The following is a 21,132-nucleotide window of genomic DNA, read 5'->3' on the forward strand; positions in this document are numbered from 1 at the left end:
CGAGGACTCGCCACCCGCTACGACAAGTTGGCCGCCAACTTCCAGGCCACCCTCGATCTGGTCGAAACCCTCGACTGGCTACGCGCCGTCCCCGACAACCAAGATCCGCGAGACAGAACCTAGACCTCGACCACCACAAATCCCCACGATGGTCAAAACACGAGGTAGCCGGCCGCCCCTGCCGGGGCGGCCGGCTCAGTGCGTCCCGCCGAGGTTAAGCACGACCACTCCCCCGATGATCAGGCCCACCCCGACCACCTTCGTCAGGCTCAGCGGCTCGCCGAGGAAGACCGCGCCGACGGCGACGATCGCGGCGGTGCCGAGCCCGGACCACATGGCGTACGCCACCCCGACCGGGATGTCCCGGACCGCCAGCGCGAGCATCCCGAAGGCCAGCAGGTAGGCCACGGCCAGCCCGACCGTGGGCCAGAGCCGGGTGAACCCCTGCGTCGCCTTGAGCAGGCTGGTGCCGCCCACCTCGGCACCGATCGCGATCAGCAGGAACAGGTAGGCCACCGCTCTCCCTCCACCGGTCCCCCGATGATCCCGCACGGGCGGACCTTCCCGCCGCCGTCCCACCCACGGAGCGCCCGGCGCGCCGCTCGACCACGGCGGGATGCCGCCCGGCGTGCGGGAAGCCGTGGCGCGGGCCGCCCGGCGTGCGGGCGGTCGCGTTTCGGACAACGCGTAACCCGGCACCCGGCTCGCCCGTCATACAGGCGTCACCGACGCCCGGTCCACCGGGGTCGGCCGCACCGCACGACCCGCCCGCGCCCGCCCCACCGGCGGGCGGGGGCGCGGTCCCCCCACCACCACGTCCGATCGGAGCCACCATGATCCGTCACCGTTTGCTCGCCGGGGCCGTCGTCGCCCTGCTGACCGCCGTGCCGGGCCTGCCCGGCACCGCCGCCGCCGGACCACCGCGCGGCGACGGTCTGCGCCCGTGCGCGCTGCGTCCGCTGCCCCTGCCCACCGGGGTGGCCCACGGCCGGGCCACGGCCGTCGATCCGACCGGGCGGTACGTCGCCGGCATCGGCACCCGGATCACCGACGGGGTGTGGGAGCCTGCGCTGCTGCTCTGGCAGGGCTCCCGGGTCACCGCCGTGGACACCGCGCTGGCCGAGGAGGTGGTGGGCGTCAACAGCGCCGGGGTGGTGATCGGCAACGCCTACGTCACCGCGGTGCAGCGGCCGTGGCGCTACCAGGGCGGCCGGCTGACCGACCTGCCCGTGCCGGGGAGCGTCTCGGGCGCCTGGGTCACCGGGATCAACGGGCGCGGGGACATCGTGGGGTACGGCGCGGTGGAGGAGACCGAAAGCACGATCCCGTTGCGCTGGCCGGCGGACCGGCCGGGCACGGTCGCGACGATCGGCACCCCGCCCGACGGGGCCGCCCTCGCGGTGCTGGACGACGGCACCGTTGTCGGCTCCGCCCGGGCGTCGGCGGGATCGTCGTCCTACGCCGGCTGGGTGCTCCACCCCGACGGGCAGCTCGACCGGCTCACCGTGCCCGGCAGGTCGAACGCCTGGGTGCTCGCGGCCCGGGACGGCTGGGCGGCCGGCGTCACAGCCGACGACCCCGACGGACAGCAGCACCCGGTGCGGTGGGAGCTGGCCACCGGGCGGGCCACCGTCGTCGACCCGGCGGTGCAGCCGGTGCAGGACGTCACCGCCGGTGGGGTGGTGCTCGGCCTGCGGGCGGTGTGGCACCCCGACGGGGTGACGCCGCTGCCGGGGGCGGTCGACGGGTTCCCCGGGGTGCAGGCGCAGGCGATCGCCGACACCGGCACGACGGTCGGCTGGACCACCACCGACCGGCTCACCCCGGTGCGCTGGACCGGCTGCTGACGGGCCACCGGCCCGCCCGGTCGGGTCCTGTGGCCCTGTCCGCGACCCGCGAGGCGGCGCAGGGTGGGGGCAGAGCGACCAGGAGGTGTCTGCGATGACCTCGCCGTCCACCCGGCCGGGCCCGGTGCCGACCGTACGCGAACTGACCGCCGCCGCCGAGCTGTCCCGGTACGCGCCGTCGGTGTTCAACACCCAACCGTGGCGCTGGCGGGTCGCCCGGGGACGGTTGGCGTTGCACGCCGACCCGACGCGGCAACTGGCCAGCACCGACCCGGACGGGCGGCTGCTCACCCTGAGCAGTGGGGCGGTGTTGCACCACGCCCGGGTGGCGCTGGCCGCCGCGGGGTGGCGGGTCGAGGTCGACCGGCTGCCCGACCCGGCCGACCCGGGACTGCTGGCCCGGTTGCGGGCCACCGGGCCGGGTGGGCTGGACGTGGCCGCCGCCCGGTTGACCGAGGCGATCCCCCGGCGGCGCACCGACCGGCGGGCCTTCGGTGACCGGCCGGTGCCCGACGAGGTGCTGACCGGGTTGCGGGCGGCGGTCGAGGCCGAGGGCGCGCACCTGCACGTGGTCCGGACCGACCAGATGCCGATGCTGGCCGTGTCGACGGGCCGGGCGGCCGACGCCGAGCTGGCCGATCCCGGCTACCGGGGGGAGCTGCACCGGTGGACCCACCGGTCGGTCGGCAGCGGTGACGGGGTGCCGACGAGCACGGCGGTGCGGCCGGCGCCGCGCCGGGTGCCGCTGCGCGACTACGCGCCGGGCGACGCCGCCGGGTTGGCCGCCGGCGCCGACTTCGACCGGGGCGCGGCGTACGTGATCCTGTTCGGTGACCGGGACGACCCGGCGGGGTGGCTGCGCGGCGGCGAGGCACTGTCGGCGCTGCTGCTCACCGCGACCGCGGCGGGGCTGTCCACCGCCCCGATCAGCGACACCATCGAGCTGGCCTGGCCGCGCCGGATGATGCGGGAACTGCTCGCCGACGTGGGCGAGCCGTACCTGGTGGTCCGGGTGGGGTGGGGGCCACCGGCGGCGGAGCTGCCGGCGGCGCCGCGCCGCCCGGCGGCCGAGGTGATCGAGGTCGACGGGGACGGGGACGGGGACGGCTGACCGTCCGACGCCGGCCCGGCGTCGTGCCGGGCCGGCGTCGCCGACCGGGTGGGTGCCGGGACCGGGTGGGCTCAGACGCCGGAGGTGGCGAGCACCCTGGCCGGGGGTTCGTCGGTGGCCGGCGGGGCGGTCTCCCGGTTGGGCAGCGAGAGCCGGATGACCTTCCACCAGGCGGAGGCGACCTGCTTGGGCAGCGGGCCCGTGGTGTAGGCCAGCCCGTACCTGTCGAACAGCGCCCGCACCTGCGGGGCGATCTCCTGGTAGCGCTTGCTGGGCAGATCGGGGAAGAGGTGGTGCTCGATCTGGAAGGACAGGTTGCCGGTCATGATGTGCAGCAGCCGGCTGCCGCTGATGTTGGCCGAGCCGAGCATCTGCCGCAGGTACCACTCGCCCCGGGTCTCCCCCTCGATCGACGTCTTGGAGAACGTCTCGACCCCGTTGGGGAAGTGGCCGCACATGATCACCGAGTGGCTCCACAGGTTGCGGAGCAGGTTCGCGGTGAAGGTGGCGGCCAGGGTGGTGAGGAAGGACGGGCCGGACAGCAGCGGGTGGATGACGTAGTCCTTGAGCACCTGACGGCGGATCTTGCGGCCGACCGCGCGCAGCCGGGCCCGGAACTCGGGCGTCTTGTGCCGGCCCTTGCGCAGGTTACGGCCCAGCTCCAGGTCGTACGCGGCGATGCCGTACTCGAAGAAGCAGGCGTTGAGGAAGTTCCACAGCGGCTGGCCGAGGTGCAGCGGGTACCACTTCTGGTCCTCGTCGACGCGCATGATGCCGTACCCGAGGTCGTTGTCCTTGCCCAGCACGTTGGTGTACGTGTGGTGCAGCTGGTTGTGCGAGTGCTTCCACTGGTCGGCCGGGGAGACGTGGTCCCACTCCCAGGTGGTGGAGTGGATCTTCGGGTCGCGCATGAAGTCGTACTGGCCGTGCAGGATGTTGTGGCCGATCTCCATGTTCTCCAGGATCTTGGCCACCGTCAGGCCGGCGGTGCCGACCACCCAGGCCGGCGGGAAGAGCGAGAAGAGCAGCACCGCGCGGCTGCCCATCTCCAGGGTCCGCTGCGTCTTGATCACCTTGCGGATGTAGGCCGCGTCGCTCGCGCCGCGCTCGGCGAGCACCCGGTCCCGGATGGCGTCGAGTTCCTTGCCGAGCGTCTCGATGTCCTCGGCGCTCAGGTGGGCGATCGGGTTGACGGGCTTGTGCTGGATGACGGTCACGTCCGGCCTCCGGTCAGAGATCGATGTCGCAGGAGCCGGCCGCCGCCGACACGCAGGTCTGGATGAGCACGCCGTCCCCGGGGACGGCGGTGGTGAGTTCCCCGGTGCGCAGGTCCCGCACCGCGCCCTGACGCAGCGGCAGGACGCAGCCGTAGCAGATGCCCATCCGGCAGCCGGAGGGCATCAGCGCGCCGGCGGCCTCACCGGCGTCGAGGATCGGGGTGCCGCCGTCGGCGGCGAGGGTCAGGCCGGTCCGGGTGAAGGTGACGGTGCCGCCCTCGCCGGGTGCGATCACCGTCGGCCGGAACCGTTCGGTGTGCAGCCGGTCGGCGACGCCGGCCGCCGTCCAGTGCTGCTGGGCGGCGTCGAGCAGGCCGACCGGGCCGCACGCCCAGGTCTCCCGCTCGAGGTGGTCGGGGACCAGGGTGGCCAGTTCGTCGACGCCGAGCAGGCCGTCGCGGTCGGTGTGCCGCTCGACCAGCCGGATGCCGCCCTGCGCGGCCAGCGCACGCAGGTGCGCGCCGAACACGACGTCGTCGGGGGTCGGTGCGGAGTGCACCACGACCACGTCGGCGCGGGTGTGCACGCCGGCACGGAGCATGCCCATCACCGGGGTGATGCCGCTGCCGGCGGTGAGGAACAGCACCCGGGTGGGGGCGGGGTCGGGCAGGACGAAGTCACCGAGCGCCTGGTCGAGCTGGACGACGGTGCCGACCCGGGTCCGCCGGACCAGGTGGTTGCTGACCCTGCCGTCGGGGATGGCCTTGACGGTGACGCTGATCAGGCGGTCGGGGCGGTCGGGGGCGGAGGTCAGCGAGTAGGCCCGCCACTGGCGTACCCCGTCGACGTCGACGCCGAGGCGGACGTACTGGCCGGGGGTGTGGCCGCGCCAGTCGCGGCCGGGCCGGATGGTGAGGGTCGCCGCGTCCCGGGTCTCGGGCTCGACGGCGACGATCCGCCCGCGCAGGGCGGCCCCGGCGCGCAGCGGCGCGACCAGGTCGAGGTAGTCCTCCGGCAGCAGCGGGGTGGTGACCGTCTCGGCCAACCGCAGGAGCCGGTCCCGGACGGTGCTCTTCGCCGCAGGGTGCGGGACGGTGGTGGTCATGAACCCAGGATCCTCGCACTTTCGCATAACATCTTGACCAGGGAAGGTGAATCGGACGCGATAACTTGTTCGAAGGGAACAACATGTCGGAATCGGGGGCGACCGGCCACCTGGGTGGTCGACTGGAACTCGACGCACCGGTGGCCGCGCGGTTACGCGGCCGGCTGCCGATGGTCGCCGCGCACACCGTCACCACCATCACCGCCGAGGTCCCCGCCTACTCCGGCACGCTCACCGGCCAGATGCGCGAGAAGATCGAGAACGCGGTACGGATCGCGTTGGGCACCTTCCTCCAGCTCATCGAACGGGCCGGCGCGGAGACTGACCCGAGCACCCCGCTGACCCGGGCGTTGGAGGCCGCGTACGCGCTGGGCGCCGGGGAGGCGCGGGTGGGGCGGAGCATGGACGCGCTGCTAGCCGCGTACCGGGTGGGGGCCCGGGTGGCCTGGCGGGAGGTCTCCACCACCACGGTGCGCAGCGGGCTGTCCGCCGAGACGGTCGCCGAGTTCGCCGAGCTGATGTTCGCCTACATCGACGAACTCTCCGCCGCCAGCGTCGCCGGCCACTCCGACGAGCTGGCCAACGTCGGTCGGGCCCGGCGGCGCGACCTGGACCGGCTCACCCACCAACTGCTCGCCGGGGAACCGGAGGAGGTGCTGCGGCGCAGCGCCGAACGGGCCGAGTGGCCGCCGCCGCAGACCCTGACCGTGGTGGTGCTGCCCCGCAGCAGCCTGCGCGGGGTGCTCGCCGTGCTTCCGGCGCACACCCTGGAGAGCGGCGAGGAACCGCCCGGGGCGCAGTGGGCCGAGGAGGGGGCGCTGCTGCTCGTACCGGACATGCACGGTGGGCGGCGGCGGCAGCTCGCCACGGCGCTGCACGGGCAGCGCGCGGTGCTCGGGCCGGCCCGGCCCTGGGTCGCGGTGGCCCGGTCGTACGAGCGGGTGCTGAAGGCGCTCGCCCTCGGCGTGGCGTCACCGGCGGACGCCGCCGCGTGGGACACCGAGCAGCACCTGGCCCGGCTGGTGCTGCACACCGACCCGGAGGCGCTGGCCGATCTGCGCGCCCAGGTGCTCGCGCCGCTGGCCACGCTTCCGGCGGCGACCGCCGCGCGACTGGCCGAGACGATGCGTTCCTGGCTGCTGCACCAGGGCCGCCGCGACGACGTCGCCGCCGACCTGTTCGTGCACCCGCAGACGGTCCGGTACCGGATGGGCCGGCTGCGGGAGCTGTACGGCGACCGGCTGAACGAGCCCGGCACCGTGCTCGACCTGACCGTGGCGCTGGCGTTCCCGCCCGCCGAGGACGCCGGGCCCGCCGACTCCTGAGCCGGCGCTCCGCACCGCTGCCTCCTCCCCCACATCGGACGGTCCACCGGCCGCGCAATTCCCACCGGACTCGGCCGCGCCGGTGGTCCGAGGTGGACGGTCGGCGGGACTGTGTCGACAGGACGACAGGAGAGCGTCCGGCGGCTGACACCGCGTGACGGCGTGGGCCATGATGGCGGCATGCGTCTGATCTTCTCGGTCTCGGACTCCGACGAGTCGCCGGTGCACGACCTTCGCGATGAACTGGTGGCCGACCCGGAGCTGCGTGACGCCCGGGTCCGGCTGATCCACCGCGCACCCGAGCCGGGCACCCTCGGGGCCGCCGAGGTGCTGGAGTTCGTCGGCCAGGACGTGCTGCTGCCCGTGGTGATCCAGGTGGCGTACGACTGGTTCCAGGCCCGACGCGGTGCCCGCCGGGGTGGCGACACCACCGTGACGGTCACCCTCACCGACAGCCCGGACGGCACCCGGGAGGTGAAGATCGAGGCCAGCGGCTCGGCCGAGGACGTCATCGCGGTGCTCCAACAGGGTCTGCGGTGACCGCTGCGCACCAACCACGGTTCGACCCGGCCCAGTCCCGCGCCGTCCTGCTGGGGGTCAGCTCCTACGCCCATCTGGGGTTGACCGTTCCCGCCGCCGAGGACAACCTCGCGGCCCTGGCCGAGGCGTTCGCCGACCCCGCCGTCTGGGGGCTGCCGAAGCGGCGGATCGCCGTGGTGCACGACCCCACGGCCGACGACCTGGCCGGATACGTCGAGGACGCGGCCCGACTGGTCGGCCGCGACGGCGTACTGGTGGTCTACTTCTCCGGTCACGCCGTCCTGGTGGGCCGGTCGCTACGGCTCCTTCCCCACGAGGCTACCGACACCTCCGGCAAAGAGTTCCCGGTGGAGAGGTTCGTGGCTGCGGCCAGGGGCACGGACGCCCAGCGGTGCCTGCTGATTCTCGACTGCTGCCACGCGGGAAACGCCAGCCTGGTCCTGCCCTCGGAGGCGCTGCACCTCGACGAGGACCGTGGCTGGCAACTGCTGGCGGCCGTCCGTAGCGGACCGGCGCTCGACGCCGGCCCGGACGATCTGCACACCCCGTTCACCTGGGCTCTGCTGGGGGCCCTCAAGCACGGCCGCACGGACGCGCCCGAGTGGCTGAGCCCGGCGGAGGTGCTGCGGGAGGCCGGGGAACTCCTGGTCGATGCGGGTTATCCCGCGCCGGCCCGCAGCCCGGTCGAGTTCGACCGGGGCTGGGTGCGTAACCCGGCGTGGCGTCCGCCGGAGAAGCGCCCGGTGCCGTTCCCCCGCCGGCCGGCCGGCTCCCCCACCGACCAGGGCGAGCGGTCCGGCTTCGACAGCGCCTGGCCGGCCCGGCAGGTGCCGTTCGCCGGCCGGGTCCCGGAGCTGGCCCGGGGCGCGGCCAGCCTGGGCGTGCCGCAGGGGGCGGTACTGCCGGTCGTCGGGCCCCGGCACGCCGGCAAGCGGTACTTCGTCGACGAGGTGCTGGCCCGCTTCGCCGAGGAGGCCGGGCGGCTCGACGAGGTGGCGCTGCTGCGGCTGGACATCCCCAACAGCAGCGCGCCCGAGCCGGTACTCGGGGTGCTCGCCCGGGAACTCGACGTCACCATCGACGACGTCACCGACTACGGCATGGACTACGCCGAGGCGGTCCGGACGACCCTGGCCGAGGAGCTGCAACGGCAGCTGCACCGCCGCCGGCTGATCCTGTTCGTCGAGGGTTCCCGGCTGGGCACCCGACCGGAGGCGGTCCGGGCACAGCTCGACCGGCTGCTGAAGCTGTCGGCGTTCGACCGGGCGCTGGTCATCGTCGCCACCCGGGCGGAGATCCAGCTCAGCGGCGACGGCCAGTTCCGGTACCTGCCGGTGATCCAACTGCGCGAACTCGACGAGGACGAGGCCACCGCGCTGGTCGACCAGGTGCTCTCCGACCCGCTGTACGGCGGCGGCCTGACCATCACCGGGCTCGCCGAGGGCCGGCTCTGGACGGAGCTGGACGACAAGCTGGTCCGGCTGCCCGGAGTGCTGCACAACGGGGTCGACGAACTCGCCAACGACGTGCTCAACAAGCGGATCGAGCAGCCCGGCGTCGAACACCTCGTCGACGCCCTGCTGCGCCGCTCGGCCGCCACGGTCGGTGCCGGGCTTCGGGACGTGGACTGCTTCGCGCTGTGGACCGGCACCGACGGCAAGCGGGGCCGACCCGGCGCGCTGGCCGTGCTGACCGCCTGGGCCATCACCGACGGCCTGTGGCTCTCCACCGAACTGCTCGAATCGATGGGCTGCGGGCTCACCCCGCAGGCCACCCACCATCTGGTCGAGGCACGCATCCTCACCCAGCAGGAGCGCGACGGCACCCTCTGGCACGACCTGGGCCGGTCGACGCGGCACGCGTTGAGCAACGCGCTGACCGCCACCCTGCGCGGCAGCGGCGGCGACAACGTCTACGGCCGGGCGCTCGTCGACGGTGCCGAACTCACCCCCGACCAGCTCGACGAGCCGGTGGCCGAGGCGATGTTCGCCCTGATCATGGCGATGCTGCGGCAGCGGCAACGGCACCCGGCCAACTCCGACCGGCACGTCATGCTGGGCGTCGACCGGGCGATCGGCTGCCTCGACGAGGCGGTGGTGGCCGGATACCCCCGGCTGCGGGAGACGCTGACCAAGCTCGCCGCCGCGCACTCCGGTGACGCGGCGTTCAGCCCGGTGCGGCTGGAGGCCACGGCCGTCGTGGCCACCGACGGGCCGGTCACCGTCCCGACCGACGCCGTCGCGCCGCCGGTCGAGGCGGACGTCCCCGCCGACCGGCCGGTCCGGGCCACCGGCTACCCGGTGGTCGCCGGTGCCGCCCGGCTCAACCAGGCGATGCGGGCCACCGGGCAGAGCCAGCAGGTACGCGAGGCGTTCGTGGCCGCCGCCGACGCGGTGGCGGAGGCGATCGGGCAGGCCGACCGGGACGCGTTGTCGCACCGGCTGCTGAAGTCGATCGACACCGCGCTGTTCATCGGTGGCCGCCGGCTGCGGGCGGGGACGAGCCTGCTGCCGGCCCGGGAGCGGGCCGCGCCGGTGCTGGCCGACTGCGCCCGGGTGGCCGGCGGCAACCGCCCGGATCTGATCACCGTGGCGATCTCCTGGCTGCTGAACACCGTCGACCTCCAGCTCACCTCGGGTCGGGTCCCCGCCGCGCGGGACGCGCTCGGCACCGCGTTCGAGCTGTTCGAGCTGATGCCCGAGCCGGTCACCCTGCGCGACCGGTTCGCGGTGTTGCAGATGCGCCACCGGCTGCTGTCCGGTCGCGCCCGGGGGGAGCGCACCCTGGCGGAACGGGTGGCGACGCTGACCGAGGCGACGGCGGCGGTCAGCGAGGGGTTGGCCCTGTCCGGGTCGGACAGCGACCGGGGCCTGTGGAGCATGCGGCTGTGCGGGGTGGCGACGCTGCTCGTCGCCGAGCAGCCGACCTTCGCCGACCAGGAGGCGACGGGCCGGCGGGTGGTCGAGGAGCTGACGGCGGCTTGGGGTTCGCCGGCCCGCTGGCCCGGCGACACCCGGATGTACGTGTGGCGGTTGCTGCACGCCGTGCACCGCAGCGACCCGGACGTGGTCAGCCAGCTGGAGGCCGCCCGACGGACGACGGCCCTGGTGCTGACCGACGGCGAGTTCCCGCTGTTCCCCGGAATCGAGGCGGAGGTGCACCTGTTCGTCGCGCACTGCCTGCGCCGCAACAACAGGTTCGCCGAGGCGACGACCGAGGCCGAGGTCGCGCTGGAGTGTGCGAAGCGGGCCCACGAGGACCGACCGAGCGCCCGGTCGCTGCTGCGGGAACTGCGCATCCAGCGGGAGCTGGGCAGCTGGCGGGCCGAGATCGACGCGTCCCCGCGCGGCGGTGACGCCCCCCGGACCCGGCCCCGGGACCAGAAACTGCTGCGCCGGATCAGGGAGGTGCAGAACTGGCTGGCCGAGCAGGAGCACACCACCTGGCACCACGCGGTGCTCGACCTGTGGTGCCACCGGGCCCGGTGGAGCAGCGAGGGTAACCTGCTGGCCGCGGCCACCCCCGAGGGCGTGGAGCGCCTGGAGCGCAGAAAGCGGCTGCGGCCGGAGGATCTGGTGGAGATCCGCCGGGTCTACCGGCTCCGCCGGGACAAGCTCGACGGGCACCTGCGCCGGTTCAGCCACTCGATCGAGCTGCTCCAGATGGAGGTGGGGCTGGAGCGGCAGTACCGGCGCTGGCTGGGGGTGGGCGAGCAGCAGCCTGACGAGCAGGGGGTGCACCGGCGTAACGACGTCGACAACAGCACGGTCTGGGAGCTGATCCGGGCCGCCGAGCGGCGTTGGCCGGACCATCCGGGGGTGCTGGAGGTCCGGGCGGAGTTCCACCGCTACATCTGGGAGTACCGGCAGGCGATCGAGACGTACCGGCGGCTGATCGTGACCGCGTCGGACGGTCGGGGACGGTTGCGGTACGGGCTGGCCATGGTCGAGGCCATCGTCGGGTACGCCCACTTCGGCTGGCCGCGCAACGATCCCGATCCGCGCCCGCTGCTGCTGGAGGCGGGCGAGCTGCTCGCCGCCGAGGAGCGGGAGGGTCCGCTGCTGGAGCAGTTGGTGATCCTGCGGACCCGGGTGGACCTGGAGCTGAACCGGGAGATCGCCTGGAGCGACGTCGAGAACGTCGCCACCGAGATCATGAGCGACGGTGGCTACACCGAGGGTGTCGCGCGGATGCTCAACCGGCGGCGCAGCGGCGATGCCGTGGTCACCAGCCTGGCCGACCGGGGGGTGTGGCGGATCGCCGAGGGCAGCGAGTTCGCCGACCAGCTCAACCGGGTCTTCCACCCCACCCCCCGGGTGCGTCCGCCGGCCGACCGGGAGGTCACCGACGAGTCCCACTCGACGATCGCCGACCTCCTCCGGGAGAACTTCACCGAGGTGCAGCTCCTGCGCGGCCTCGGCGCGGTCTACCTGCGGATGGCGGAGCTGCGTCGGGACCCCGAGAAGGCGGTGAAGGCGTTCCACTTCTTCGACGGGTGCCGGGTGTTCCAGCAGGTCCACCTGGCCGGCCGGGTCACCCCGGTCACCATGTTCCTGATGGCCCGGGCGATCCTGCTGGCCGCCGAGCTGACCTCCTCGGCCGATCCGATCGCCGAGCCGTGCCCGCGGGAGGGTCGCAGCTGGCTGGAGTACGCCGAACAGCGCCTCCAGTCGAGCAAGGACCAGTCGGTGGGCGAGTTCGGCAAGCAGTGCAGCCACTTCCACAAGGAGACCGGCAAACTGCTGCGTACCATCCAGGCCCGGCAGGGCATGGAGAAGATGGCCAACCTGCGCCGCCGCCCCCGGTGACCGCGCCGGAGGCCCGGCCGGGCGGTCAGTCGGCGGGGCGGGTCGCTGTCCGACCGACGCCGGCCGGGGAACGTCGGGCGCAGGTCAGCGCGGCGAGCGCCGCGCCGGCCGCGAGGCCGGCCAGGCCGGTCCACAGTGCCGGGTCGGCCCGAACCCCGCCGGGGAGTTGCTGGACCAGCACGAAAGCGCCCATGACCAGCACGAACCAGCCGAACGACAGGCGCAGAGCCTCGGCCGGTACCCGGCTGGTGAGCCGCCCGCCGAGCAGGCTGCCGAGCACGGCGGCGGCGGTGACGGCGAGCGCCAGCGGCCAGTGGATGTCGACGGTCCAGAGATAACCGGCGAGACCCGCGAACGACTTCATCGCGATCACCACCAGCGAGGTGCCGATGGCGACCGGCATCGGCAGGCCGCCCAGCAGCGCCAGCGCGGGCACCACCAGGAACCCGCCGCCGGCCCCGACGAGGCCGGTTACCAGCCCGACCACCGCCCCGTCGGCGAGCACCCGGGCCAGGGGCAGCTCGTGCGGCCCGGTCCCCCCGGTGACCCGTCGGCCACGGATCATGGCGGCGGCGGTGGCCAGCATCATCACCGCGAATCCGGTGAGCAGGAGCGTCGGCGGGAGGTGGCCGGCCAGCCGCCCGCCGACGTACGCCCCGGCCATGCCGGCGAGCCCGAACACCAGCCCGGTACGCCAGCGGACCCGGTGTTCCCGGGCGTGCGGCAGCACCCCGACGAGGCTGGTGACGCCGACGACGAGCAGCGAGGCGGCGATGGCCTCCCGGGTCGGTAGGTCGGCGACGTAGACCAGCAGCGGCACGGCCAGGATCGAACCGCCGCCGCCGAGCAGGCCGAGGCTGACGCCGATCAGCACGGCCAGCCCGACGGTCAGCGGCAGGGTGGCGCTCACCCCTGCCGTCCGGTGTCACCGCGTAGCTGGGCGACGACACCGTCCAGGTCGCATCCGGTGCCCCGGTTGTAGGGCAGCCGGCCCAGCAGCATGCCCATGGCACAGGTGTCGGTGAGGGCGGCGACGGTGAGCCCACCGCCGATCAGCGCGGCGACCCACTTCAGCCCCGGCACCAGCACCGAGCCGAGGATGCTGACCAGCACGATCGACCCGGCGACGAGGCGTACCTGCCGTTCCAGGGCCCAGCGGGGGGTGCCCCGCCGTACGGGTGCCGACGTCTTTTCCCAGGCGAGCATGCCGCCGTCGAGGACCCGCAGGTGGGGCAGGCCGGCAGCGGCGAGCGACCGACCGGCCTGGCCGGCCCGCGCGCCGGAGCGGCAGATCAGCACCACCTCCTCGTCGAGGTGTCGCCGCAGTTCGTCGCGGTGTTCGCGGAGCAGGTCGAGCGGGACGTTGTAGGCGCCGGGGATGTGCGCGGTCTCGAACTCGGCCGGGGTGCGGACGTCCAGCAGGCGGGGCGCCCGGCCGGAGTCGACCAGGGCACGCAGGGTGCCGGCGTCGACGGTGGCCTCGCGGGTGGGGTCGGTACGGTCCATCTCTCCTCGTTTCGGGGTCCGCCGCAGCGGGGGCGGGTCAGGCGGGGGTGGTCAGGGTGAGGCCGGCGGGCGCGGCCCGGTCGAACCGGTCGTCGACGACGACCACCGTCCGGCCGGCGTTGGCCAGTAGGGACGCGGCGGCGCTGGCCCGGTAGCCGGAGCCGCAGTGCACCCAGATCGTCCCGGCGGGGATGTCGGCGAGCCGGGCCCGCAGGTCGGGCAGGGGGACGTGGACGGCGTCGGTGAGGTGCCCGGCCTTCCACTCGTTGGTCATCCGCACGTCGAGGACGACCTGCGGGGCGGGCAGTCCGGCGAGCGGGTTCCCGGCGCGGGCGGCGGCCAGGGCCGCGAAGTCGGCGGTGGGCTGCTCGCGGAGCTGGCCGGGGTCGGCGGCCCACCGTTCGGGGCCGCCGGTGGCCTGGGCGGCGGGCCGGTCGATGCCGATGCGGGCCAGTTCCCGCTGGGCGTCGGCGATCTGTTCCGGGGTCTCGGCGAGCAGGGTCAGCGGGGCGCCCCAGTCGATCAGCCAGCCGAGCCAGGTGGACATCGGCCCGTCGAGGCCGAGGCTGACCGTGCCGGCGAGGTGCGCGGCGGCGTACGCCTTGCGGTGCCGCAGGTCGACCACCCACTGCCCGGCGGCGATCCGTTCGCGCAGTTGCCCGGCGTCGGCGCGGGTGGCCGGGGTGAGGTCGATCAGCGTCGGGCCGGCGGCGTTGGCGGCTCCCATGTGCGCGTAGTACGCGGGGTGGGCGTCCAGGCCGGCGAGGATGTCGGTGACGAAATCGTCGGCGGCGAGCCGGAGCACCGGGTTGACCTGCCGCTCCCGGCCGATGGTGGAGTCGGGGGCGTCGGCCTGGGTGGCGGAGCAGAAGCTGCCGAAGCCGTGGGTGGGCCAGATCTGGGTGCCGTCGGGCAGCAGGTCGGCCAGCCGCCGGGCGGAGGCGTGCTGGTGGTGGGCGAGTTCGTGGGCGTGCTGCTGGCCGAGCAGGTCGGTGCGGCCGGTGGTGCCGAAGAGCAGGGAGCCGCCGGTGAACACGCCGACCGGCTGCCAGCCGCCGTCGGTGGCGGCGTCCAGGACGTAGGACAGGTGGTGGAAGGTGTGGCCGGGGGTGGCGACCACCCGCAGCCGCAGGGTGTCCGACACGGGCACCTCGTCGCCGTCGTCGACCGGGGTGCGGGGGAAACCGACCTGGTCGGCGGCGGCCACCAGGTATTCGGCCCCGGTGAGCCGGGCGAGTTCCCGTCCGCCGGAGACGTAGTCGTTGTGCAGGTGGGTCTCCACCACGTGGGTGATCCGGACGTCGCGCTGGCCGGCCAGGCGCAGGATGCGGTCGACGTCGCGCTGCGGGTCGACCACGACCGCGATCCGGCCGTCGGAGGCCAGGTAGCTGCGGTCGCCGAGGGAGGACGTGCTGAGCACCGTCACCTCAACAGTCATGACAAACCTCTCTTTTCGCTTATACCCTGGGGGGTATATACCGGACAGACGGGTGTTCGTGTTCCGGGGTACGGAGTACCCGCCCGGAGCGCGCTCAGGCGGGCCGGGCGGGGTGTCGTTCGCGGGTCAGGCCAGCGCCAGGAAGAGCTTCTCCAGCTCGGCCTCGGTCATCTCGGGAGTCTCACCGCGCCCACGCGCCGCGTCGCAGTGCCGCATCCCGGAGGCGATGATCTTGAAACCGGCCCGGTCAATGGCCTTGGAGACCGCCGCGAGCTGGGTCAACGCCTCCCGGCAGTCCTCGCCGTTCTCCATCATCTCGATCACGGCGTTGAGCTGACCCCGGGCCCGCTTGAGCCGGGTCAACGCGTCGCCGGTCATCTCCGGTCGCAGTTTCACGGTTGCACCTCCTGCCACCAACATACCCCCGGGGGTACCCGAACCGCCACCCGCCCGCAACGGCCGCGTCGGCCCGCCCCGGGGAGAGGGCGGGCCGACGCTAGGGGGTGCGGGTCAGTGCCGACGTCGGCCGTACGTGCCGGCGAGAACGGCGACGCCGACGGCCGCGAAGGCCACCTGGAGGAACAGCTCGATCCAGTCGATGCCCCGGGTGTCGTCCACCCCGAGCGCGCCGGCGAGCAGGGTGCCGAGGATCGCGGCCACCACGCCGATGGCCAGGGTGAGCAGGATCGAGATCTTCTGCTTCCCGGGCACCACGAGGCGACCCAGGGCACCGATGATCAGACCGATGATGATGGCGGTGAAGAAGCCCTGTACTTCCACGTGTGTCGTCCCTCCACGAGTCGCTGTCGATCTGGACTCTGCCCCGGGCGGGCGGGCGGTGAAACCACGACGGGACGCTGCGGGCCAAATGTCACGCGACTGTCATGACCCCGCGTGGGGACCGTCATCCGGCCACGGCGTCCGGCTCAGCGCAGGGTCCGCTCCAACAGGTCGAACAGCGCCGCCCAGTGCCGCTCGGTGGCCCCCTCGTCGTACATGGCGGTGTCGGCCATCGTGAAGCCGTGCGGAGCCCCGGCGTACACCTCGGAGCGGTAGGTGACCCCGGCGGCGTCGAGCGCCCCCTCCAACGTCGCGATCTGGTCGGCGGTCATCGAGTCGTCCCGGTCGGCGTGGGCGAAGTACAGCTCACCGGTGACCGCGCCGACGCCCCGGTGCGGGCTGTCCGGCGCGTCGGTGACGACCCGGCCGGCGTGGAAGCTGGCCAGCGCCGCGATCCGGTCCGGATGCGCCTCGATCGCGCGCAGCGCGTTGGTGCCGCCCATGCAGTACCCCACGATCGCCACCGGCCCGTCGGCGACGTCGTCGCGGGCGGCGAGGAAGTCCAGGTAGGCCCCGGCGTCCCGGGCCACCAGCTCCGGGGTGAGCGCGTTGATCAGCGGCACGATCCGGCCGAACAGCTCGCCGCGCCGCTGCGGGTCGGCCAGGTCGGCGAGGTCGACGCGCGGCATCGGGCCGGTGCGGTGGAACAGGTTCGGCACCAGCACCAGGTAACCCTGCGCGGCGATCCGCTCGGCCATCTCGGCGAGCCGGGGACGCAGCCCGAAGGCGTCCATGAAGAACAGCACCGCCGGGAACGGCCCGTCCCCGTCCGGCCGGGCCAGGTACGCATCCGCCGCGCCGTCGCTGGTCGGAACCTCCACCGTCGTCGTACCCGCCATGGTGTCTCCTCACCCGGGTGCCGGCGCACCCACCGCGGGAACGCTACCCGCTGCCGCGGCCGCCGGTGGGCCGTGGCCGGACGCCCCGGCCGCCGACGGCGACGGGCCGGGACGACGCCTGTCACGGATCGCGGGTCCCGTCGGTCGTTGGGAGTGCAGGGCGGTGTGCACCGCCAGGGACGGACAGGGAGTGGATCGACCATGAAGATCGTCGTCATCGGGGGCAGCGGACTGATCGGCAGCAGGCTGGTGACCGTGCTGGGGCAGCAGGGTCACGACGCGGTGGCCGCCTCGCCGCGGACCGGGGTCGACGCGCTCACCGGCACGGGGGTGGCCGAGGCGCTCGACGGCGCCGACGTCGTGGTGGACGTGTCGAACTCCCCCTCCTTCGAGGCGGACGCCGTGCTGGCGTTCTTCGAGACGTCCACCCGTACCCTGCTGGCGGCGGAGGCGAAGGCCGGCGTACGGCACCATGTGGCGCTGTCGATCGTCGGCGCCGACCGCATTCCCGACAGCGGGTACATGCGCGCCAAGGTGGCCCAGGAGGCGTTGATCGCCGCGGCGGACGTGCCGTGGACGGTGCTGCGGGCCACCCAGTTCTTCGAGTTCGTGCCGGCCATCGTCGAGTCGTCCGTGGTGGGTGACGAGGTGCGGCTGCCGTCGGCGCTGATCCAACCGGTCGCCGCCGACGACGTGGTGACGGTGCTTGCGGAGATCGCCGTCGGCGTGCCGGCCGACGGGATCGTGGACCTGGCCGGGCCCGAGCGGTTCCCGCTGGACGAGTTGGGCCGCGCGACGCTGGCCGTCGCCGGTGACCCGCGACCGGTGGTCAGCGACCCGCAGGGGCGCTACTTCGGGGCGCTGCTGGCCGAGCAGTCGCTGGTCCCGCTCGGCGACGCCCGGATCGGCGGGGTCCGGCTGGCGCAGTGGCGCGGACGCTGACCCGACGCGCGGGCCCGGCGGGTGACGTCGGGTCCGCGCGGCGCACCGCCTACGGTAGGCGTATGACGACCGGGTCGGGGGCCACCGCCGACGCGCCGGCGGCCGTCGCGCCGGCCGACCTGACCGCGTTCCTCGACGTGCGGCCACGGCTGTTCGGGCTCGCCTACCGGATGCTGGGCAGCGTCGTCGAGGCCGAGGACGTGGTGCAGGAGGCGTGGCTGCGCTGGCAGGGCACCGACCGCCGCGGGGTGCGCAACCCGGCGGCCTTCCTCACCACCACGACCACCCGGCTGGCGGTGAACGCGGCCACCTCGGCGCGGGCCACCCGGGAGACGTACGTGGGGCCGTGGCTGCCCGAGCCGGTCGACACCGGGGCCGACCCGACCCTCGGCGCGGAACGGGCGGCGGCGCTGGACGTCGCGGTCCTGCTGCTGCTGGAGCGGCTGACCCCCGCCGAGCGGGCCGCGTACGTGCTGCGGGAGGCGTTCGACTACCCATACCGGGAGATCGCCGAGGTGCTCGGCACGTCCGAGCCGAACGCGCGGCAGTTGGCCGGCCGGGCCCGGCGGCACCTAGCCGTCGAGGGTGCCACGCCGGTCGCGCCGCAGCAGCGTCGGCGGCTGGCGCAGGCATTCCTCGACGCGGCCCGTGACGGCGACCTGGCGACGCTTGAACGGCTGCTCACCGCCGACGTGGTGGCCCGGTCCGACGGCGGCGGCCGGGTGCACGCGGCCCGCCGGGACGTGCGCGGGCCGGCCCGGGTGACGAACTTCCTGGACAACGTGCGGCGCAAGTACTGGCGGGCGACGACCGTCGAGCTGGTGGAGGTCAACGGCGGTCCGGGGGTGCTCGTCACCGCCGACCGGCCGGTCACGCTGATCACGCTGGACACCTCGGCCCGGGGCATCGAACGGCTGCTGCTGGTGGTCAACCCGGACAAGCTGGGTCGGCTGCCGGTCCGCCGCTGACCGGCGAGCTACCCCACCGTCACCGGCACCTCCAGGCCGGCGACCCCGCCCGGCCGGCCGAGGATCTACCCGGCGTCCCGGACCGGTGCTGTCCCGGGTGCGCGCGACGAGCCGCCGGAGGGCGTTCTCCCGGCTGTCGAGGAGCGTCCGGTCACGACGCCGGGGGCGCACCGACGGACACCTGGTCCGTCGGCACGCCCCCGGTGGTGTCGGGGCGAACGCGGGTCAGGACGCCGACCGCGCCGGTACGGTGTCGTCCACCGGGGCGTCGTCCGGCGCGGCCGGCCGGACGCGGACCATGGTCAGCACCGCCACGGCGAGCAGGACGGTGATCACGGTGCTGATCGCGCCGATCACGTTCAGCCCGCCGGTGAACGCGTCCCGGGCGGAGGCCAGCAGCGTCGCGCCGACCTCCCCGGGCAGCCGCTCGGCGGCGGCGACGGCGGTGGCCAGCGTGTCACCCGCGGCGGTGCCCTCGGGGACGGTGACCTGGCTGCGGTAGACGATCGCGCCGATGCTGCCCAGGATGGCGACGCCGAACGCCATGCCCAGTTCGGTGCTGGTCTCCGAGACGGCCGAGGCGGAGCCGGCCTGCTCGGGCGGTGCCGACCCGACGACGATGTCGGTGCCGAGGGCGATCAGCGGCCCGCCCCCGGCGTAGACCAGGAGGAAGCCGACCACCAGCTGGGTGAGCCCACCCTCGCTGCCGAGCAGGGCCAGGCTCAGGTGCCCGACCGCCGAGACGGCCAGGCCGGCGGCCACCACGTGCGCCGGGGCGAACCGCCCGGCCAGCACCGGGGAGAGCATCGAGGTGACGATCAGCGCGATCGCCGCCGGCAGCAGCCACAGCCCGGCCCGCAGCGGGGAGAGCCCCACCACGAGCTGGAGGTACTGCGTGACGAACAGGTACGTCCCACCGGCGATCAGCATGCTGAACAGCATCGCCACCAGGGCGGTGGTCAGCGCGCGGTTGCGGAACAGCCGCAGGTCGACCAGCGGGCTGGTGAGGCCCCGCTGCCGGCGGACGAAGAACACGCCGACGGCCAGGCCGGCGACGATCGCGAGCACCGGCAGCAGGCCCGGGTCGTCCTTGGCCAGCTCCTTGAGGCCGTAGATGACCGGCAGGATGGTGGCCAGGGACAGCGCCACGCTGGTCAGGTCGAGCCGGCCGGCGTCGGCGTCCCGGTACTCGGGCAGCAGGCGCGGGCCGGCCAGCAGCAGCACCGCCATGATCGGCACGTTCAGCAGGAAGACCGAGCCCCACCAGAAGTACTCCAGCAACGCGCCGCCGACCACCGGGCCGAGCGCGATGCCGACGGAGAACATGGTGACCCAGACGGCGATCGCGATCCCCCGCTGCTTCGCGTCCTGGAACATGTTGCTGATCAGCGCGAGGGTGGACGGCATCAGGGTGGCGCCGGCGATGCCGAGCGCGGCGCGCGCGGCGATCAGCATGGCGGCGCTGTCGGCGTACGCGGCGATCACCGAGGCGACCCCGAACGCGGCGGCGCCGATCAGCAACAGCCGACGCCGGCCGATGCGGTCACCGAGCGTGCCCATGGTCACCAGCAGGCCGGCGATCATGAAGCCGTAGATGTCGATGATCCACAGCATCTGTGGCGCGCTGGGCAGCAAGCTCTCGCTGATGTGCGGCACCGCGAGGTGCAGGACGCTCATGTCGATCGAGAGCAGCAGCGTCGGTAGCGCCAGCACTGCCAGGCCCAGCCATTCCCGGGGGCTCGCCCGGTGCTGCGGTTCGCTCGTGGTGCCCAAGGTGGTTCCTCTCTGGATGGTGCGGAGTGGTCAGTGCGTAAACATCGCACTGGGGTGGGACATTTCTTGATGTTCCGCCATATGGGGGAAACAAAGATGTAAAAGATGTTCCGCGATGGTTGCCGCAGTGTCCGGGTCGTACAGGTAGAAGTGGCCGCCGGTGAACATCCGGCGGGAGAAGACCCCCGTCGTCTCCAGCGACCACAGGTGCAGCCGGTCGGCGACGACGACCGGGTCGTCCACCGCGCCCAGCGACAGGATCGGCACCGCCACCCCCGTCGGCGGCCGGCGGTAGGTCTCCATGGCTTCGAGATCGGCCCGGATCGCGGCCAGCGCGGGGCGCACCAGGTCCCCCCGGTGCAGCAGTTCGGGGCCGATCCCGCCGATCTCCACCAGGTGTTCCAACAGTTCGTCGTCCGTCCGGCGGTAGGCGAACGGCGGCTCGCTGGGAAAACACGGTGGTTGGCGGGCCGACACCGTGAGCAGCCGGGGCGGCCGACCGAGCCGCTCCATCGCCCGGGTCAGTTCGTAGCCCAGCACACTGCCGAAGCTGTGCCCGACGACCGCGTACGGCAGCGGTGGCAGCTCCGCGACGGCGCGGCTGAGGCCGTCGACGAGCGGTGCCACCCGGCGCAGCGGCGGCTCCCCGGCCCGCAACCCCCGGCCGGGCAACTGGGCGACCAGCAGCTCGACCCCCGCCGGCAGCACCGGCCGCCAGGTGCGGAACGCCGACGGCCAACCGCCGGCGTGCGGCAACGCGATCAGTCGCGCCCACGGCCCGCCGCGGGCCGGGCGGGCGGAGTGGGACCCGCTCTCGACCGGGTGCCGCAGGCCCGCGCCCACCCGCATCAACCAGCCGTTCATCGGCTCTCC

General features: G+C 73.9%; 18 protein-coding genes. 7 read left to right on the forward strand and 11 right to left on the reverse strand.

Annotation, left to right across the window (positions count from 1 at the left end; all coding sequences use genetic code 11):
- Nucleotides 1-195: 195 nt before the first annotated feature.
- Nucleotides 196-516 (reverse strand): DMT family transporter, encoded by a 321-nt coding sequence (locus JQX11_RS20095; RefSeq protein ID WP_204926506.1) that lies wholly within the window; start codon nucleotides 514-516, stop codon nucleotides 196-198.
- 317 nt (nucleotides 517-833) lie between these two features.
- Here JQX11_RS20095 and JQX11_RS20100 point away from each other — a divergent pair, with 317 nt between their 5' ends.
- Together JQX11_RS20100 and JQX11_RS20105 are read left to right on the forward strand one after the other, a co-directional pair.
- Nucleotides 834-1,847: a hypothetical protein gene (locus tag JQX11_RS20100; protein WP_204926507.1), complete on the forward strand. Its 1,014-nt coding sequence runs from the start codon at nucleotides 834-836 to the stop codon at nucleotides 1,845-1,847.
- 94 nt (nucleotides 1,848-1,941) lie between these two features.
- Nucleotides 1,942-2,958 (forward strand): Acg family FMN-binding oxidoreductase, encoded by a 1,017-nt coding sequence (locus JQX11_RS20105; RefSeq protein WP_204926508.1) that lies wholly within the window; start codon nucleotides 1,942-1,944, stop codon nucleotides 2,956-2,958.
- A 71-nt stretch (nucleotides 2,959-3,029) separates the two neighbouring features.
- Here the strand turns inward: JQX11_RS20105 and JQX11_RS20110 are convergent, their stop codons facing one another.
- Together JQX11_RS20110 and JQX11_RS20115 are read right to left on the reverse strand one after the other, a co-directional pair.
- The gene (locus JQX11_RS20110; protein ID WP_204926509.1) at nucleotides 3,030-4,175 is read right to left on the reverse strand and encodes a fatty acid desaturase family protein; all 1,146 of its coding nucleotides are present in this window, start codon (nucleotides 4,173-4,175) and stop codon (nucleotides 3,030-3,032) included.
- A gap of 13 nt (nucleotides 4,176-4,188) precedes the next feature.
- Complete coding sequence (locus tag JQX11_RS20115) at nucleotides 4,189-5,280, reverse strand: ferredoxin reductase (protein ID WP_204926510.1); 1,092 nt, start codon at nucleotides 5,278-5,280, stop codon at nucleotides 4,189-4,191.
- Nucleotides 5,281-5,363: 83 nt separating this feature from the next.
- Between JQX11_RS20115 and JQX11_RS20120 the strand changes: the two genes are divergently transcribed.
- From JQX11_RS20120 to JQX11_RS20130, 3 genes are all read left to right on the forward strand, one after another.
- Entirely contained in the window at nucleotides 5,364-6,605 is a 1,242-nt protein-coding gene (locus tag JQX11_RS20120; RefSeq protein ID WP_204926511.1) for a PucR family transcriptional regulator, read from the forward strand.
- A 180-nt stretch (nucleotides 6,606-6,785) separates the two neighbouring features.
- Entirely contained in the window at nucleotides 6,786-7,145 is a 360-nt protein-coding gene (locus tag JQX11_RS20125) for an effector-associated constant component EACC1 (RefSeq protein ID WP_204926512.1), read from the forward strand.
- Nucleotides 7,142-11,953, forward strand: coding sequence for a caspase family protein (locus tag JQX11_RS20130; protein WP_204926513.1), 4,812 nt, complete (start codon nucleotides 7,142-7,144; stop codon nucleotides 11,951-11,953). The genes JQX11_RS20125 and JQX11_RS20130 overlap by 4 nt, the downstream gene beginning before the upstream one ends.
- 25 nt (nucleotides 11,954-11,978) lie before the next feature.
- Here JQX11_RS20130 and JQX11_RS20135 read toward each other — a convergent pair whose 3' ends face one another.
- From JQX11_RS20135 to JQX11_RS20160, 6 genes are all read right to left on the reverse strand, one after another.
- Nucleotides 11,979-12,863: a sulfite exporter TauE/SafE family protein gene (locus tag JQX11_RS20135; protein ID WP_204926514.1), complete on the reverse strand. Its 885-nt coding sequence runs from the start codon at nucleotides 12,861-12,863 to the stop codon at nucleotides 11,979-11,981.
- Nucleotides 12,860-13,459 (reverse strand): rhodanese-like domain-containing protein, encoded by a 600-nt coding sequence (locus JQX11_RS20140; protein WP_204926515.1) that lies wholly within the window; start codon nucleotides 13,457-13,459, stop codon nucleotides 12,860-12,862. Before JQX11_RS20140 ends, JQX11_RS20135 begins: the two co-directional genes overlap by 4 nt.
- Before the next feature lie 37 nt (nucleotides 13,460-13,496).
- Nucleotides 13,497-14,897, reverse strand: a complete 1,401-nt coding sequence (locus tag JQX11_RS20145; protein ID WP_204926516.1) for an MBL fold metallo-hydrolase — start codon at nucleotides 14,895-14,897, stop codon at nucleotides 13,497-13,499.
- 126 nt (nucleotides 14,898-15,023) lie between these two features.
- Nucleotides 15,024-15,293, reverse strand: a complete 270-nt coding sequence (locus JQX11_RS20150) for a metal-sensitive transcriptional regulator (protein ID WP_204926517.1) — start codon at nucleotides 15,291-15,293, stop codon at nucleotides 15,024-15,026.
- A gap of 114 nt (nucleotides 15,294-15,407) precedes the next feature.
- A complete protein-coding gene (locus tag JQX11_RS20155; RefSeq protein ID WP_204926518.1) occupies nucleotides 15,408-15,677 on the reverse strand; it encodes a GlsB/YeaQ/YmgE family stress response membrane protein in 270 nt (89 codons plus the stop codon).
- Nucleotides 15,678-15,823: 146 nt separating this feature from the next.
- Entirely contained in the window at nucleotides 15,824-16,576 is a 753-nt protein-coding gene (locus JQX11_RS20160) for a dienelactone hydrolase family protein (protein ID WP_204926519.1), read from the reverse strand.
- A 201-nt stretch (nucleotides 16,577-16,777) separates the two neighbouring features.
- Between JQX11_RS20160 and JQX11_RS20165 the strand changes: the two genes are divergently transcribed.
- The gene (locus JQX11_RS20165; RefSeq protein WP_204926520.1) at nucleotides 16,778-17,518 is read left to right on the forward strand and encodes an SDR family oxidoreductase; all 741 of its coding nucleotides are present in this window, start codon (nucleotides 16,778-16,780) and stop codon (nucleotides 17,516-17,518) included.
- A gap of 62 nt (nucleotides 17,519-17,580) precedes the next feature.
- Nucleotides 17,581-18,486 (forward strand): RNA polymerase sigma-70 factor, encoded by a 906-nt coding sequence (locus tag JQX11_RS20170; protein ID WP_204926521.1) that lies wholly within the window; start codon nucleotides 17,581-17,583, stop codon nucleotides 18,484-18,486.
- Between the two features lie 225 nt (nucleotides 18,487-18,711).
- Here the strand turns inward: JQX11_RS20170 and JQX11_RS20175 are convergent, their stop codons facing one another.
- A complete protein-coding gene (locus JQX11_RS20175; protein WP_204926733.1) occupies nucleotides 18,712-20,163 on the reverse strand; it encodes an MFS transporter in 1,452 nt (483 codons plus the stop codon).
- Nucleotides 20,164-20,289: 126 nt separating this feature from the next.
- Complete coding sequence (locus JQX11_RS20180; RefSeq protein WP_204926522.1) at nucleotides 20,290-21,123, reverse strand: thioesterase II family protein; 834 nt, start codon at nucleotides 21,121-21,123, stop codon at nucleotides 20,290-20,292.
- Between the last annotated feature and the right edge of the window lie 9 nt (nucleotides 21,124-21,132).

The sequence above is a fragment of the Micromonospora humida genome, assembly GCF_016901255.1.
GTDB lineage: Bacteria > Actinomycetota > Actinomycetes > Mycobacteriales > Micromonosporaceae > Micromonospora > Micromonospora wenchangensis.